The 16,163-nt window shown below is 64.3% G+C and carries 13 protein-coding genes; 8 read left to right on the plus strand and 5 right to left on the minus strand.

Going from position 1 to position 16,163, the window contains the following annotated elements; genetic code table 11:
* The first annotated feature begins 87 nt into the window (after positions 1–87).
* Entirely contained in the window at positions 88–1,476 is a 1,389-nt protein-coding gene (locus tag CIW53_RS05385; protein ID WP_149363670.1) for a serine hydrolase, read from the plus strand.
* Here the strand turns inward: CIW53_RS05385 and CIW53_RS05390 are convergent.
* From CIW53_RS05390 to grxC, 4 genes are all read right to left on the minus strand, one after another.
* Positions 1,442–2,614 carry an AraC family transcriptional regulator gene (locus CIW53_RS05390; protein ID WP_149363671.1) on the minus strand — a complete coding sequence of 391 codons (1,173 nt, stop codon included), beginning with the start codon at positions 2,612–2,614 and terminating at the stop codon, positions 1,442–1,444. The genes CIW53_RS05385 and CIW53_RS05390 overlap by 35 nt on opposite strands.
* Positions 2,615–2,727: 113 nt before the next feature.
* The gene (locus CIW53_RS05395; protein WP_149363672.1) at positions 2,728–3,741 is read right to left on the minus strand and encodes an isocitrate dehydrogenase; all 1,014 of its coding nucleotides are present in this window, start codon (positions 3,739–3,741) and stop codon (positions 2,728–2,730) included.
* 230 nt (positions 3,742–3,971) lie between these two features.
* Positions 3,972–4,349, minus strand: coding sequence for a carboxymuconolactone decarboxylase family protein (locus tag CIW53_RS05400; RefSeq protein WP_149363673.1), 378 nt, complete (start codon positions 4,347–4,349; stop codon positions 3,972–3,974).
* Complete coding sequence (gene grxC / locus CIW53_RS05405) at positions 4,346–4,609, minus strand: glutaredoxin 3 (RefSeq protein WP_149363674.1); 264 nt, start codon at positions 4,607–4,609, stop codon at positions 4,346–4,348. Before grxC ends, CIW53_RS05400 begins: the two co-directional genes overlap by 4 nt.
* Positions 4,610–4,734: 125 nt before the next feature.
* On the opposite strand from grxC, the gene CIW53_RS05410 reads away from it, so the two are divergent.
* The 7 genes from CIW53_RS05410 to CIW53_RS05440 all read left to right on the plus strand — a co-directional run bounded on the left by CIW53_RS05410 (position 4,735) and on the right by CIW53_RS05440 (position 13,738).
* A complete protein-coding gene (locus CIW53_RS05410) occupies positions 4,735–6,351 on the plus strand; it encodes a M48 family metalloprotease (protein WP_149363675.1) in 1,617 nt (538 codons plus the stop codon).
* A gap of 81 nt (positions 6,352–6,432) precedes the next feature.
* Positions 6,433–7,122 (plus strand): phosphate regulon transcriptional regulator PhoB, encoded by a 690-nt coding sequence (gene phoB, locus CIW53_RS05415; RefSeq protein ID WP_149363676.1) that lies wholly within the window; start codon positions 6,433–6,435, stop codon positions 7,120–7,122.
* Between the two features lie 248 nt (positions 7,123–7,370).
* Complete coding sequence (phoR, locus tag CIW53_RS05420; protein ID WP_242451821.1) at positions 7,371–8,468, plus strand: phosphate regulon sensor histidine kinase PhoR; 1,098 nt, start codon at positions 7,371–7,373, stop codon at positions 8,466–8,468.
* A gap of 48 nt (positions 8,469–8,516) precedes the next feature.
* Positions 8,517–10,610, plus strand: a complete 2,094-nt coding sequence (gene ppk1, locus CIW53_RS05425; RefSeq protein WP_149363678.1) for a polyphosphate kinase 1 — start codon at positions 8,517–8,519, stop codon at positions 10,608–10,610.
* A gap of 70 nt (positions 10,611–10,680) precedes the next feature.
* Positions 10,681–12,198, plus strand: a complete 1,518-nt coding sequence (locus tag CIW53_RS05430; protein ID WP_149363679.1) for a Ppx/GppA phosphatase family protein — start codon at positions 10,681–10,683, stop codon at positions 12,196–12,198.
* Positions 12,199–12,269: 71 nt separating this feature from the next.
* Positions 12,270–13,001: a peptidylprolyl isomerase gene (locus CIW53_RS05435; protein WP_149364161.1), complete on the plus strand. Its 732-nt coding sequence runs from the start codon at positions 12,270–12,272 to the stop codon at positions 12,999–13,001.
* A gap of 8 nt (positions 13,002–13,009) precedes the next feature.
* Positions 13,010–13,738 carry a UDP-2,3-diacylglucosamine diphosphatase gene (locus CIW53_RS05440; RefSeq protein WP_149363680.1) on the plus strand — a complete coding sequence of 243 codons (729 nt, stop codon included), beginning with the start codon at positions 13,010–13,012 and terminating at the stop codon, positions 13,736–13,738.
* Positions 13,739–14,142: 404 nt separating this feature from the next.
* Here the strand turns inward: CIW53_RS05440 and CIW53_RS05445 are convergent, their stop codons facing one another.
* Complete coding sequence (locus CIW53_RS05445) at positions 14,143–15,615, minus strand: DUF2971 domain-containing protein (RefSeq protein ID WP_149363681.1); 1,473 nt, start codon at positions 15,613–15,615, stop codon at positions 14,143–14,145.
* Positions 15,616–16,163 lie beyond the last annotated feature (548 nt).

Genomic DNA, 16,163 nt, shown 5'->3' on the forward strand with positions numbered 1-16,163 from the left:
GGTGCCGTACGATTCCGCCGGATCGGACGATCGCCACCCCCGCGTTCCCCATGCTGGCCGCCCCGACAACCGATCCGGCGGACCACCATGGCCTTGCGTCTCCTGAAAGTCACCCTCGTCACCCTGCTCGTCTTCCTGCTTGCCGCCACCGTCTGGATCGGCACCGCCGGCAAGGATCTGTTCCGCACCGCCACCGGCTCGGTCAGCCGCTCGCTGTGCGCCGCCGCGTTCGTTTCGCACGTCGATCCGCAGCGAACCTTCGCCGAGGAACAGCTGCCACTGATGCGCAGCATCGGCTGGGCGATCCACTACGAGGTTGACGGCGCCAGGCGCGAAGTGCGCACCTCGGTATTCGGCGACTTCACCGCGCGGGCGGTGTATCGCGAAGGCCTTGGCTGCCTGCTCATGCATGGCGACGGAGCCGTGCCCGAGGCGGCCGGCTTCGCTGCGCCCCCTATCGTCAACGCCTGGCCGACGACCGTGGTCAGGCCGACCGATCCGGCGATCGCCCGAGCACTCGACCAGGCTTTCGCCGAACCCGACCCGCTCCACCCGCGCCTGACCAAGGCCGTGGTGGTACTGCACGACGGCAAGCTGATCGCAGAACACTACGCCCCTGGCTACGGCCCGGACACGCCGATCTACGCCCATTCGCTGACGAAATCGGTGGTCAGCGCGCTGATCGGCATCCTGGTGCGTGAAGGCAAGCTGCAACCGGACCAGCCCGCGCCGATCGCCGCCTGGCGTTCACCGGCCGACCCGCACCGTGCGATCACCATCGACCAGTTGCTGCGCATGGACAGCGGCCTGCCGTTCGACGAAACCGACGGCGCGCTCAGCCCGATGACGCGCATGCTGTTCCTCGAACCCGACATGGCCGGCTACGCATCGCGGATGCCGCTCGCCCACGCGCCCGGCACGGTCTGGGGCTACAGCAACCTCGGCTATGTCCTGCTCTCGCGGATCGTCCGCGATGCGGCCGGCGGCAGTGCTGTCGATGCCGAGCGCTTCGCGCGCCATGAACTGTTCGCGCCACTGGGCATGCGCAACGCGGTGATCGAGACCGACGCCACCGGCACACCGGTCGGATCGAGCAACGTCTACGCCTCGGCCCGCGACTTCGCCCGCTTCGGCCAGCTCTACCTCGACGGCGGCGTGGTGGACGGGCGTCGCATCCTGCCCGAAGGCTGGGTTGCCTACAGCCATTCGCAAACCCTGAAAACCGGCTACGGCGCCGGTTTCTGGACCAACCTGGTGAACGACGGCAGCGTGCCGGTCTGGGACGCCCCGTGGGGCATGCCGAAATTGCCGAAGGACATGTACTACGGGCGCGGCGCGCTTGGGCAATACCTGGTGATCGTGCCGTCGGAGCATCTGGTGGTCGTGCGCATGGGTATCTCGATCGACTACGGCACCGGCACGGAAGACATGGTCGCCGCGATCATCGCCGCCCTGCATCGCCAGCCGTCGCCGTGACAGCACCACCTTGACCGTGGCGCTTGCGGTAGTGGCTCGGCGTCTCGCCCACCTGCCGCTTGAACGCGGCATTGAAGGTGGACTTGGAGGTGAAACCGCAGTCGTAGGCGACGTCGAGGATGGTGCGGGTATCCGCAGCATCGGCCAGGTGGATGCGCACCGCCTCGACCCGCAGGCGGTTGATGTAATCCCAGAACGTACCGCCGAAGCGTCGGTTGATCACCGCCGACACCAGGTATTCGGGATAGCCGCTGCGCTTGGCCACCTGGGCGATGGTGAGCGCCGGCTCGCGGTAAAGCGCGTCGCCATCGCCCATCAGTTGCGCCAAGCGCGCCTCGACCGCGGGGAAGCGCGCATCGCCGGCCTCGACAGGGCTTCGCGGTGCGTCATCCGCTTCCTCGCCGCCCGGCTCGCTCGCCACCGGCGACTGGTTCAGGCTGAGCCAGCCCACCACGCAAACCCACGCGGCGACCGCACCGAACAGCAGGCGGTAGTCGATCCCCGGGACCGTCGCCAGCCATTGCGTCGTGGCGATGATCCAGACCACGACCTGGCAACCCGCCATCACGTCGATCCAGCGCAGCGACATGCGGTCGGCATCGGAACGCCGCTCGCGCAGATGGCGACGATAGCGATGCACGCGCACCAGCGCCGCCGCCACGTAGGACAAGCTGTAGACGAACAGCGGCACGTCGAACCACGAACCGATGGTTTTCTCGCCCGCCACCCAGCGGGAGGACAGCGCTTGCATCTGCTGGTCGCTCATCAACAGCACGTGCGTATTGAGCGCAAGCATCACGGCGAAGCCGAGCAGATGCACGCCGTCGCGCAGGCGCAAACCGCGAGCTTCGACCAGCTCCCGCACGTAGACATAGAACAGGCTGCCGTACAGGAACGGAAACAGCGCCACGAACCGGTACGCCCGGAACCACTCCGGCGACAGCGAGTTCCAGTACACCGCCTTGACCAGCAGATCCGCACCGGTCAGCGCGATCCACACCGCCAACACCCGGTTGGCCCCGGCATTGACCGGTCGCCGCCACAACGCAAGCGCCAGCAACGCCGCCTGTACGGCGGCGGCGATGTAGACGAATACCCAGAATGCGTAGGCGTCGTTGACGATGGCAGGCGATGGCATCCGGACATTCTACGGGCCGTGGCTCCGGTCGAAAATCCTGGTCGCCTGGACCGCGCGGGGCCAATGAAAAAGCCGCGGGATGCCCGCGGCTTTTTTCACAACGATGACGGGAATCAGGCCGCGAGGCGCTTCACGATCGCGTCGGCGAAGCTGCTGGTGCTGCCCTTGCCGCCCAGGTCCGGCGTCACGCTGTCGCGGTCGTTGGTCATGGTGTCGCGGATCGCCTGGCGCAACCGGTCGCCCTTGGCCACCATGTCCAGGTAGTCGAGCATGTCGGCCGCGGCGAGCAGCAGCGCGCACGGGTTGGCGATGCCGCGGCCTGCGATGTCCGGCGCCGAGCCGTGCACCGCCTCGAAGATCGCCGCGTGCTCGCCGATGTTGTCGCCCGGCGCCAACCCGAGGCCGCCGACCAGGCCGGCGCACAGGTCGGACAGGATGTCGCCGAACAGGTTGGTGGTGACGATCACGTCGAACTGCTCGGGCTTCATCACCAGCTGCATGCAGGTGTTGTCCACGATCATCTCGTTGAACTCGATCTGCGGGTATTCCTTCGCAATCTCGCGCGCCACGTTGAGGAACAGGCCCGAGCTGGTCTTCAGAATGTTCGCCTTGTGCACCGCGGTGACTTTCTTGCGGCCCTTCTTCACCGCCAGTTCGAACGCGTAGCGCACGATCCGGCTGCTGCCCTTGCGGGTGTTGCGCGCCACCGACTCGGCGATCTCGCCATCGGCGGACAGGGTCTGGCCCTCGGAGCGGTAGGCGCCCTCGGTGTTCTCGCGCACCGTGATGATGTCGATATTCTCGTAGCGCGACTTGGTGCCCGGGAAGCTCAGCGCCGGGCGCACGTTCGCGTAGAGGTCGAAGTGGCGGCGCAAGGTCACGTTGACCGAGGTGAAACCGTCGCCGATCGGCGTGGTCAGCGGGCCTTTCAATGCCACCTTGTGCTCGGCGATCTTGTCCAGCGTGGCCTTGGGCAGCAGGTCGCCGTGCTTCTCCAGCGCGACCATGCCGGCATCGACGAAGTCATAGCTCAGGCCGCAGTCCAGCGCGTCGAGCACGCGCAGCGTGGCAGTCATGATCTCCGGGCCGATGCCGTCGCCCGGGATCACGGCGATGGTTTTGCTCATGGGGGTACTCCTTGGGGGCTGGGTGCGTGCGCGCACGGAACGGCGCACGTCAAGACCGCCCATTATCGCCCATGCGCGCCTTGCCGGACAGCTGGCGCCCCGCCTGAACCGTTGCAAATCCTCGCACGGAGCGTTGCGAATCCTCGTAGGAGCTCGCTGGCGGCGAGCCCCTGCGTTCCCCGTTCCCCGTTCCCCGTTCCCCCCGGAAAGCATCGCCCGCTAGCGGGCTCCTACGCGTGGTCGGCGCATTCCGGGGTGGCGGATTCGCCGGCTTCCAGCTTGTCCAGGAAATCCACCGCGCGGCGCAGGTGCGGGATCACGATCGAGCCGCCCACCACCAAGCCCACACTGAACACCTCGAAGAACTCGTCGCGCTGCACGCCCGCTTCCTTGCACTGGGCCACGTGGTAGCTGATGCAGTCGTCGCAGCGCAGCACCATGGAGGCGACCAGGCCCAGCATCTCCTTGGTCTTCACGTCGAGCGCGCCGGCCTTGTAGGTCTGCGTGTCCAGCGCGAAGAAGCGCCGCACGACCTGGTTGTCCTCGGCCAGGATGCGCTCGTTCATGCGCTGGCGGAACGCGGTGAACTCGGCAAGCTTGTCGCTCATGCCGCCTGCTCCAGCAGCTCGGCCAGCTTGCCGCTGCGGTCGGCGGCGACCAGATCGTCGTAGCCGCCCACGTGCCGGTCGTTGATGAAGATCTGCGGCACCGTGCGGCGGCCGCCGCTGCGCGCCAGCATCGCGTCGCGTTGTGCCGCGTCGGTGTCGACGCGCACTTCGGTCCACTCCAGCCCCTTGGACTTGAGCAGGTTCTTGGCCGCCACGCAGTATGGGCATACCGCTGTGGAATAGACCTCGATCTTGGACATCACAACACTCCGCAATTTGGAAAAGACCAACATCAAATGGGGCCGCCGCACCGTCGGCTCAAGCAGTCCAGGCTTGGTGAACCGATGCGGCGGAGCACGGTCACAGTGTTATTGTCGCCCAACCTATGACCATGGCACCACGACGACTCGCCCCACGCCTGCTGACGGCGCTGATCACCGCCGGGCTCGCCTGCGCTGCAGGCGCCCAGGATAACGTGCGCCTGCCCGACCTGGGCAGCTCGGCCAACGCCCTGATTTCGCCGCAGGAAGCGCAGGATTATGGCGCTTCGATGCTGCGCCAGATGCGCGCGCTGGACATGGTGGTGGACGATCCGCTGCTGGACGATTACATCAACGACCTCGGCTTTCGGCTGGTCGCCAACTGCGACAAGCCGAAAGACCATTACGCGTTCTTCGTCGTGAAGGATCCGGAGATCAACGCGTTCGCCGCACCCGGCGGCTACATCGCGGTGAACTCGGGGTTGATCACGATCACCCGGGACGAAAGCGAGCTGGCCGGCGTGCTCGCCCACGAGATCGGCCACATCACCCAGAACCATCTGCAGCGCGCGTTCGAAGACTCCAAGAAGGACGCGCCGTTGATGGCGCTGGTACTGCTCGGCGCGATTGTCGCCGGCGCCAGCAGCCACAGCGGCGACGCGCCGATGGCGGTGCTCGCCGGCGGCCAGGGCCTGCTCGCGCAAAAGTCGATCAACTTCACCCGCAAGGACGAGGTCGAAGCCGATCGCGTCGGTATCCAGACGCTGGCCAAAGCAGGCTTCGACCCGAACGCGATGGCCGGCTTTTTCCAGCGCATGGAGGACGCCATGAGCGCCGGCGCGGGCGGCGACGTGCCGGCTTTGCTGCAAACCCATCCGGTCACGACCATGCGGATCAGTGACGCCAAAGCACGCGCCGGCGGCCTGATCGCCGCGCAGAAACGGCGACCATCTCTTGCAGCGATGGACAAGCGCCAGTGGGAGCAAAGCACCGCGCCGATCGCTTTCGTGAAGGATCCTGCCACGCTGGTACTGGCGCCGACCACGGGCGGCATCACCTATGCCCTGATGCGCGAACGCGTGCGTGTGCTGGCCGGCGATGCGCCAAGACTGTCCACCTACTACGCCTCCGGCCTGCAGAAAACCGCCGGTTTCGACACGCCGGCGAACCACTACGGCTACGCGCTGGCACTCACCCGCAGTGGTCGTGGCGCATTGGCGATCACCCAGCTGCAGCCGCTGCTGAAAACCCATCCGGACAACCTGATCCTGCGGCTGGCGCTTGCCGATGCCCGATTGCAGTCAGGCCAACGAGGCGCAGCGCTGGCGCTCTACCACGACCTCAACACGCAATCGCCGCGCAATCGCGCGGTGGCGCTCGCGTACGCCAATGCCCTCACCGCAGGCGGCGACAAGGAGCAGGCCGGTCTTGCCGCCGACCTGTTGCGACCGTTGCTGGACAATGCCAGTGAGCCGGAAATCTACAGCGCTTACGGCCGCGCCAGCGGCAAGGCCGGGGACAGCGTGCGGGCCGGCGAGGCTTTCGCCGATGCCAGCTATTACTCCGGCCGCCCCTATGACGCGATGGAACAGCTGAAGCGGCTGCTCAAGCGTGACGACCTCGATTACTACGCACGGGTGCGCATCCAGGCACGCATCGCCGAACTGACCCCGCTGGTGCTGGAGCTGCACAAACGCAACATCAAGACCGCCGACAGTCCGGAGGACGGCTCCCGGTTGTAGATGCAAGGGCAACACCTGTCATCGACACGTAACAATCATGCGTTGCAATATCTTCGTCACAAGCCACCGGCAGACCACGGCGTGCACAAACGCATCCTGATCGTTGAAGACGAAACCTCGATTCGCGAGATGATCGCCTTCGCCCTGCGCAAGGCCGGCATGGATGCGATGCAGGCAGCCGACGCCCGCGCCGCGCAGTTGGCGGTCGCCGAACAGGTACCCGACCTGATCCTGCTCGACTGGATGCTGCCCGGCATGAGCGGACTCGAACTGGCGCGGCGCCTGCGCAAGGAGGAGCTCAGCCGCGAGATCCCGATCATCATGCTCACCGCACGCGGCGAGGAGATGGATCGGGTCAACGGACTCGAGGCCGGCGTCGACGACTACGTGGTCAAACCCTTCTCTACCCGCGAACTGGTCGCACGGATCAAGGCGGTGCTGCGGCGCAGCCAGGGCGACGACGGCTCCGGCATGGTGGAAGTGGGCGGCCTGCGCATCGATGGCGCCGCGCACCGGGTATTCGCCCGCGACGAACCGGTACCGATCGGGCCGACCGAATATCGCCTGCTGTACTTCTTCATGACTCATGCCGAGCGCGTCTATTCACGTACGCAGTTGCTCGATCACGTCTGGGGCGGCAGCGTCTACGTGGAGGAGCGCACGGTCGACGTGCACATCCGCCGGCTGCGCAAGACGCTGGAACCGTGGAAGCTGGACGACCTGGTGCAGACGGTGCGCGGCACCGGCTACCGTTTCTCGACCAGCGTTTGAGCGCCTGGCTTGCAGCATCTGCGGCTTTTGCCGATGCTGGGCACCACCCTCAAGCGCTGCCGCGCCATCCCTGAATGACCCCGCCAGCCACGCCTTCCTGGAAGTTGCCCGCCGCGCTCGCCGCCGCCTTGTTCGCCGGCGCCGCGGTCGGCGGGCTTGCCGGCGGGCACGTTGCCACCGGCGTTGCGCTGGTCGCGCTGGCCGAAGTCGTCTTGCTGCTGACCCGGATCCGTCATCAGGCACGGCCCATGATGACGACTCCGGCCGCACCCAACCCTCTCCAGCATGACCGTTTCATGATGCGTTCCCGCCGCCTTGCCGCCAACCTGCGCGACTTGCGCAACGCCGCCAGCCAGTTGCCGGACGCGGTGGTGTTGCTCGATCGGCAACAACGCATCCGCTGGTTCAACCATGCCGCGGAAAATCTGCTGGGGCTGCGTCGGCCACAGGATCGCGGCGCGGCGCTGCAGCAACGGCTGGCCGGCTCGAAACTGGCCGACTGGTTGCGCGGTGGCGCGCACGAGCCGCTCAACGACGCGGTTGCGCCCGGCCAGGCGGACAGCCAGATCAACGTCAGCCTGCTGCCATTCGGCGATCAGGAGCAACTGCTGCTTGCGCGGGACATCAGCCACCTGAACCGGCTCGAACAGGTCCGGCGCGACTTCGTGGCGAATGTCTCGCACGAATTGCGCACGCCGCTGACGGTGATCCACGGCTACCTCGAACTGATCGATCCGGAGGACGTTCCCGAATTGGCATCGGTACTCGACGAGATGCGCGTGCAGTCGAAACGGATGGGCCAGATCGTCGAGGATCTGCTGACCCTGTCGCGACTGGAAACCCAGCATCACATCAGCGATGAACGCGTGCCGATGGCCGCGCTGCTGGCCACCGTGCGCAAGGAAGCCGAGGCGCTCAGCCACGGCCGTCACCGGATCACGCTTCAATCCACCGCCGAGGCAGACCTGCTTGGCTCGCCGAAGGATCTGCACAGCGCGCTGTCGAACCTGGCCAGCAACGCGGTGCGTTATACGCCGGCCGGCGGCAGCATTACGATCCGCTGGGAGCGCACGCCCGATGGCGCGGTGTACTCGGTCAACGACACCGGCTTCGGCATTTCGGCCACGCACCTGTCCCGGCTCACCGAACGCTTCTATCGCGTCTCGTCCAGCCGCTCGCGCGACAGTGGCGGCACCGGCCTGGGCCTGTCGATCGTCAAGCACGTGCTGAACCTGCACCAGGCGCAGTTGCGCATCGAAAGCACGCCAGGCGTCGGCTCCACTTTCGCCTGCCAATTCGGCCAGGCGCGCCTGCTGGCTCCCGGCGACAAGGACGAAGATCGTTGAAGCAACGCCGCACGTGCCTTTGGCCCATGCCATGAGCCAGAATGCAGCATGCCCGATCAAACTTCCGCCCTGCCCGGCAGCGCCAATCTGACGGCTCCCAGTCTGTACCTCAGCCGTGAACTGGCCGCGCTGGAATTCAATTTCCGCGTGCTGGCAATGGCCCGCGACGCCGCCGTGCCGCTGCTGGAGCGATTGCGCTACCTGAGCATCGTCGCCAACAATCTCGACGAGTTCTTCGAGGTACGCGTGGCGATGCTCAAGCATCACCACGCGTATGGCTCGGCGGCGCCCGGCCCGGACGGTATCTCGTCCGGCGAATTGCTCGCGCGGATCCGCAGCCGCGTGCTCGACCTGGTTGCCGAGCAATATGCGGCGTGGCAGGAGCAGATCAGCCCGCAACTCGACGCAGCGCGAATCCGCATCCTCACCCGAAAGCACTGGAGCCCTCGCCAGCGGCGCTGGCTGCAGGGTTATTTCGAACACGAAGTGCTGCCGGTACTGTCGCCATTGGGGCTGGACCCGGCGCATCCGTTCCCGCGCATCCTCAACAAGACACTGAACATCGCGGTGGTTCTGAAAGGCCGCGATGCGTTCGGCCACGAGGGCCACATGGCGCTGGTGCGTGCGCCGCGTTCGCTGCCGCGAATCATCCGCGTGCCGGCCGAAGTCTGCGGACCGGGCGAGCATTTCGTGTTCCTGGCCGAACTGCTGCAGGCCTTCGTCGACCTGATGTTTCCCGGCCTCAAGGTGGTCGGCTCGTATCAGTTCCGGGTCACCCGCAACAGCGAGCTCATCGTCGAGGAAGCGGAGGTGGAAAACCTTGCGCTTGCGCTCAGCGAGGAGCTGATCGGGCGCGGTTACGCGCGCCCGGTGCGGCTGGAGATCGCCAACGATTGCCCGAAGGCGATCACCGCGATGCTGATCGAAAACTTCCAACTGGAAGAAACCGACGTCTACCGCTGCGACGGGCCGGTCAACATAATCCGTGCGGGCCTGATCTACGACTGGCTGGACCGGCCGGCACTGAAGTTCCCGCGCTTCAACCCGCAACTGCCGTCGGCACTGGAGAGCGGCCGCAGCAAGTTCGACCTGATCGGCCAGCGCGACGTGCTGTTGCATCACCCTTACCAGAGCTTCGCCGCGGTGATCGACCTGCTGCGCCAGGCCACCGCCGACCCGCAGGTACTGGCGATCAAGCAGACCCTGTACCGCGCCGGCGAGGACACCCCACTGGTCGACCTGCTGGTGGAGGCAGCCCGCCACGGCAAGGACGTCACCGTGGTGATCGAGCTGCGCGCGCGCTTCGACGAGGAGGCCAACATCCGCCTCGCCACGCGGCTGCAGGAGGCAGGCGTGCAGGTGGTCTACGGCGTGGTCGGCTACAAGACCCACGCCAAGATGATGCTGATCGTGCGGCGCGAAGGCGAGGCGCTGCGGCGATACGTGCACCTGTCGACCGGCAACTATCATCAGGCCAACAGCCGCATGTACACCGACATCGGCCTGATGACGGCGAACCCCGAGATCGGAGAGGACCTGCACAAGGTGTTCCAGCAGCTGTCCGGCCTGGGCCCGATGATCGAGCTGAAGCGGCTGCTGCATTCGCCGTTCACGCTGTACCCCAGCGTGCTGGCGAAGATCGAGCGCGAGATCGCGCACGCGCAAGCCGGATGTCCCGCGCGCATCGTCGCCAAGCTCAACGCACTGAACGAGGCACATGTCATCGAGGCGCTGTACCGCGCATCGCAGGCCGGCGTGGAGATCGACCTGATCGTGCGCGGCGCCTGTACCCTGCGGCCCGGCCTGCCCGGCATCTCCGAGCGCATCCGCGTGCGCTCGATCGTGGGGCGCTTCCTGGAGCACAGCCGGGTGTACTGGTTCGGCAACGACGGCAACCCCGAAATCTACTGCGCCAGCGCCGACTGGATGGAGCGCAACCTGATGCGGCGGATCGAGGTGGCGTTCCCGATCCTTGACCCCGAGCTGGCCGCGCGCGTGTTCGAGGAAACCCTCGCCAACGGCCTGGCCGACAACACCCAGGCATGGTTGCTCGACAGCGACGGCCGCTACACGCGCGCCGAACCCGGCGAACATGCACCGTACAGCGCGCAGCAAGGCCTGCTCGAAAGGTTCTGCCAATGAGCCGCACACATCTCATCCGCTTCACGTCCACGTGCGAGAATCCGCGTTTTGCCGTCGCCGGAGCCCGGGCGTGAGTCCAACCGAACAGACACCGATCCGCGACGGCGAATTGATCGCTGCCGTGGACATGGGCTCGAACAGCTTCCACATGGTCGTGGCGCGCGTGGAGCACGGCGAGCCGCGGGTGATCGACCGCCTGCGCGACACCGTGCGACTGGCCGCCGGCTTGCGCGCAGACGGCGGCCTGGACGCCGAACGGCGCGCCCGCGCGATGGCCTGCCTGGCCCGGTTTGGCCAGCGCATCGCCGGCCTGCCGTCGATGCGGGTGCGCGCGGTGGCGACCAACACCGTGCGCCGGCTGGCGTCGCCGCAAACCTTCCTGACTGCCGCCGAAGCCGCACTCGGCCACCCTATCGAAGTGGTTTCGGGGCGCGAGGAAGGGCGCTTGATCTTCCTGGGCGCCGCGCACGACCTGCCTGCTTCGCGCGAACCGCGGCTGGTGATCGATGTCGGCGGCGGCAGCACCGAATTCATCATTGGTCGCGGCCTCGCGCCATTGCACACCGAGAGCGTGCAGGCCGGTTGCATCGCCTCGACGCTGCGCTTCTTCCCCGGCGGCAAACTCACCCGCAAGCGCTGGCAGCGCGCGCACAGTGACATTGGCGTACTGCTGCAGCAATTCGCCGAGGACTATCGCGAGTCCGGCTGGCAGGATGCGTTCGGTTCGTCCGGCACCGCCAAGTCGATCGGTGCGGTGGTGCAGGCGATGAAGTTTTCCGACGACGGCATCACCCCGGCGTCGCTCGCATCGTTGCGCGACGTGCTGATCGAACACGGCCAGATCGGCACGCTCAAGCTGCCCGGCCTGGTCGAGGATCGCGCGCCGGTGCTCGCCGGTGGCGTGGTGATCTTCGAGGCGGCATTCGCCGCGCTCGGCATCGAACGGCTGCGCGTATGCGAAAGCTCGATGCGCGAAGGCCTGCTGTGGGATCTGCTCGGCCGCGCCGGCGGCAGCGATCCGCGCACTGCCAGCATCGATGCGCTGGCCACCCGCTACGGCGTGGATCGTGCCCAGGCACGCCGGGTCGAGTCGACCGCGCTGATGCTGTTCGACCAGGTGGCGCGGAGCTGGAAACTGGACGGCGATGCGCGCGAGTGGCTGTCGTGGGCCTCGCGTGTGCACGAGATCGGCCTCGCCATCGCGCACAGCCAGCACCACCACCACGGCGCCTACATCCTGCGTCATGCCGATCTGGCCGGCTTCTCCAGCCAGGAGCAGCAACTGCTGGCGGCGGTGGTCGAGATGCACCGACGCAAGCCGGACAAGTCGGTGATCACCGGATTGCCGCAGCGCTATCGCCAGCTGGCGCGCCATACCACGGCACTGTTGCGCCTGGCCGTGCTGTTCCGACGCGCCCGGCGTGCCGAGTCGCTGCCGCAGATGCGCTTGAGCGCCAGCAGCAAGTGCCTGCGACTGGCACTGCCGGCGGCCTGGTGCGAACAGCACCCGCTCAGCGAAACCGACCTGCAGCAGGAGCAATCGCCGATGGCCGAACTCGGCGTGAAGCTGGAAGTCTCCAGCAGTTGATCGGACGGCAGCAAGCCAGCTCCCGTCGCGTCCGCGTATCATGTGCGGACGCCAAGACAGTCCTGATGCCCATGTTGAAATCCCTGCTCGCCACACTGCTCCTGATCTTGCCGCTGACATTGGCGGCACAGACGGCCAAACCCGCGCCCGCCGCCAGCACCGCCACACCCGCTGCGCCTCCGCCGCAGGTCCTGCTGCACACCTCGCAGGGCGACATCACGCTGGAGCTGTATCCGGACAAGGCACCGAAGAGCGTGGCCAATTTCCTGCAATACGTGCGCGACGGTTTTTACGACGGTACCTTGCTGCACCGGGCCATTGCCGGCTATCTGGTGCAGGGCGGTCTGTATACGCGCGATCTGCAGCCGAAACGCACGCGCCCCGCCGTGGCCAGCGAAGCGGACAACGGCTTGTCGAACCTGCGCGGCACGGTGGCCGTCGCCCGCGGCGCGGATCCGAATTCCGGCACCGCGCAATTCTTCTTCAACTTGGTCGACGACCGGCGCCTCGATTTCGTCGGCAACCAGAGCGGGTTGACCTGGGGCTATGCCGTGTTCGGCAAGGTGATCAAGGGTATGGACGTGGTCGACAAGATCGCCGCCCTGCCCACCCGCGCCCTTGGCCCATTCGCCGGCGACGTACCCAATCCGCTGGTGCTGATCGAAAGCGCCCGCGTCATCGGCGAGGAAACCCCGGCAGCTGCCTCCCGTGTCGCCAACCCGGCCAACGCCGCCACGACCGCCACCGCCAAACCCGCCACCGGAAAGGGCAAAAAGGCCTCCAAGCCGACGGGCAAGGATTGATCGGCATCATGGCGACCCTGTTCATTTCCGACCTGCACCTCGATCCCGGCCGCCCACAGATCACTGCGCTGTTCGAAAGCTGGCTGGCCAGCGACGAAGTCCGCCATGCCGATGCGCTGTACATCCTCGGCGACCTGGTCGAGGCATGGATCGGCGACGATGACGACGCCGAGCTTCCCCAGCGCATCGCTGCCGCGACCCGCGCGGTGCGCGATGCCGGCGTGCCGGTGTACTTCATGGTCGGCAACCGCGACTTCCTGCTCGGCCAGGCCTACGCCGGACGCGCCGGCATGACCCTGCTCGAAGACAGCACCGTGCACGACGTCCAGGGCCGCCCCACCCTGCTCATGCACGGCGACGTGCTGTGCACCGATGACGTCGCCTACCAGGCCGTGCGCCGGCAGGTGCGCAATGCCGAATGGCAGGCTCAGATCCTGGCGATGCCGCTGGAGGCGCGCCGGGTATTGGCCGCCAAAGCCCGCGAGGACAGCAAGGCGCATACCGGCAGCACGATGGAAAGCATCATGGATGTCAACGCCGATGCCGTGGCGGAGACCATGCGAAAGGCCGGGGTGACGCGCCTGATCCATGGGCATACGCATCGACCGGCGGTGCACACATTCGAATTGGACGGCCAGCCGGCCAAACGGATCGTGCTGGGGGACTGGTACGAGCACGGGTCGGTGTTGCGGGTGGATGGGGATGGGGTCGAATTGCGCGGGCTGGCGACTGGCTGAAATTTGGTGCTTTTGGCGGTCGCCATCGGCGCGTCGGAACCACCTTTTCGGAAGTCGTCTCTTCAAAAGCCGTTCGTCAAAAAGTCGTTCGGGCTGAGCGTAGCGCCAAAGGCGCGGAGTCGAAGCCGTGCGCGGATTGCAGCTCTCTGCCGGATACGCAAAACGTCGCTTTGATGAGGTGCGAAGTGGCGTGAAGTTCGCGAGGGATTGTTCGGCCCAGCCTTGGGCTGAAGCCCTAAGCGGTTCGCGCTCCGGGCTAGCCTGCGGCTGTCCAAATTCACTCCAGACGAATTTGTCGAACGGTTGGTTCGTCCACAAGTCTTCGCCTCGCCTGACAGCCCACATACCGTGGTGTGATGTGTGGACTGAACTTGATCGTCCCTTTGGAGCCACGTCAAGCATGCCTAGTTCACATCTGCAGGATGCTCTTGATCAAGTGAGACCTTCAAAAGGCCAAGCTCAGCTACCTCGATACATGCTTTTTCCGCGGCGTAATATGCTTGGTAAAACTTGAAATCATTGCGCTGATGCTCACGGCACTTTTCCTCGATGATACGCATGATGCTCAACTTGTCGTCTTCCTTGGTATTCATGCCAAAAATGATTCCCTCCAAATCGGAGAAGTCATAGTTAGCCACCCGCAGAGCTGGCTCCTCATAATCGCCCAAGAGACCATGCACGATGAGCCGATATTCCTCTTCATAGGCCCAGTCTGAGAGTTTGGTGGTCGCACTCTGCTCGAATTGTTGCCAAAACTTCGCGTGCTGTTCTGCTGTGAAGTCGCCAGTCAGCGCGCAAACACTCCGGGCACCGTCCTCCGATGTGTGCCAGTTACGGTTGATGATCGCAATAGGTAGTCGTCCAAGAGATCTGAAAAAATCTATCGAGACAAAATTCGAGCGATACTCCACAGCAGTAAATCGGTCCGACACCCTTTGGCGCACTGGACCTTCTGATGAACTCCAACCGCAGACACGGCTCAACCTCAAAATCGATTGTCCCTGCTCGACGTTGGCTTTGAACTTCAGACAAACGCCTCGATGACTATCACCATAAGTACCCCAGACAGCAGAATTCTTGCAGTTTTTTGTAAAGCACGCTGCGTACCATAGCGGATAGACAAGACATTCAATTTTCTGCACATATCCAGCAGGAAAATCAATAAGTACAAAATTCCGATTCTTTTGTGCCCTATCCATCTGACCATTGTGTTGATCAATTAATGTCATCTGCATGATAGAGCTGTTTATGACTGCATAAATTTGTTCGTTCGTGTGCTCCTTATCCCGGAGGCCATTTTTAGCTTTGCTGGTCTCCAACAACCGCACAGCATCTGATGCCTCGACGAGCCTCTGAATAGCGTGCCCTATCGCGACCTCGACATCCGTGAATGCAGACGCCAGCTTGTGTTTGTGTAGAACTCTGTTGATACACGGCACGGCCATGGCATGAACATTTCTTATATGAAATTCAACCTCGTTGCGGCGCACCGAAAGCCCTCTTTCCGCGATGCATTTAATGTAGCGAAAGAGATCTTCATGAGAAAATGTTTCCGCTAAAATTTCGTCGAGCAATGCCCTAATTTTTTCATTCACACCATCATGTCGTGGGTCATGCAATGGTATGGAATCCCATGTAATAAGGGTAGTTTCGAGCGCAACGCAAAATTGAAAAGTGGCATGAGCCAGACACTGAATGTAATGTCGAAAAAAGTTCCTCCACACCACCTCATCGCCGTCCCAGTAGATGTCTTTGTACCCTTCCATGGGATCATTCAATTCAGACCGCGAGGCAAAATAAATGCTTTGGTTCTTCAGCTCCTGATACTCACCGAGGAGGCTTTGTATTGACCTGAAACGGTAGAGATAAGGTTCCATGTATGACTCTTCTTAAGGGATGAAAGCTTTTACTACTTGCTAGATCGGGCGTCTCCGAGAAAAATCGTCATTCTTTCAGCGGCGTTGTAGATTACACCTATAAAGTTGCGGGCAAATCTGGAAGAACTGGCTGGCCACCCATCTTGGAGTTCAAGCACTGCGGACATGGGCCAAGCCACCAAGGCCGCAAAAAGGATCGGCAACAGGCACCAGCCCATCATGCGCAGACACATCTTCGTGACGTAAGACATATTGGTTCAGATGACAGGTGACGGCTGCAGTCTCAGACTTCCCGGTCTCACGCTGAGAGACAGCCCAACAAACGTGCGGATCACGTTTTGCGCCGATATCAGATGGGCGGAATCACATCCTCGACAGTCAGGCCGAGGATGTCAGCAGGTCCAAGCTGAGGCATGACCGGGGGGGCGATGGGTGATAGCGTCAGTGCCGTCGCGGCAAGCGTTGTAAGCTTTTGCAGTGCTATCGCTGGGGAACGGGGTCTGGGGAGCGGGGTCAGGTTCACTTAAATGCTCAGGAGCTAGAGCAGA

It is taken from the genome of Rhodanobacter sp. T12-5, from assembly GCF_008329435.1.
GTDB lineage: Bacteria > Pseudomonadota > Gammaproteobacteria > Xanthomonadales > Rhodanobacteraceae > Rhodanobacter.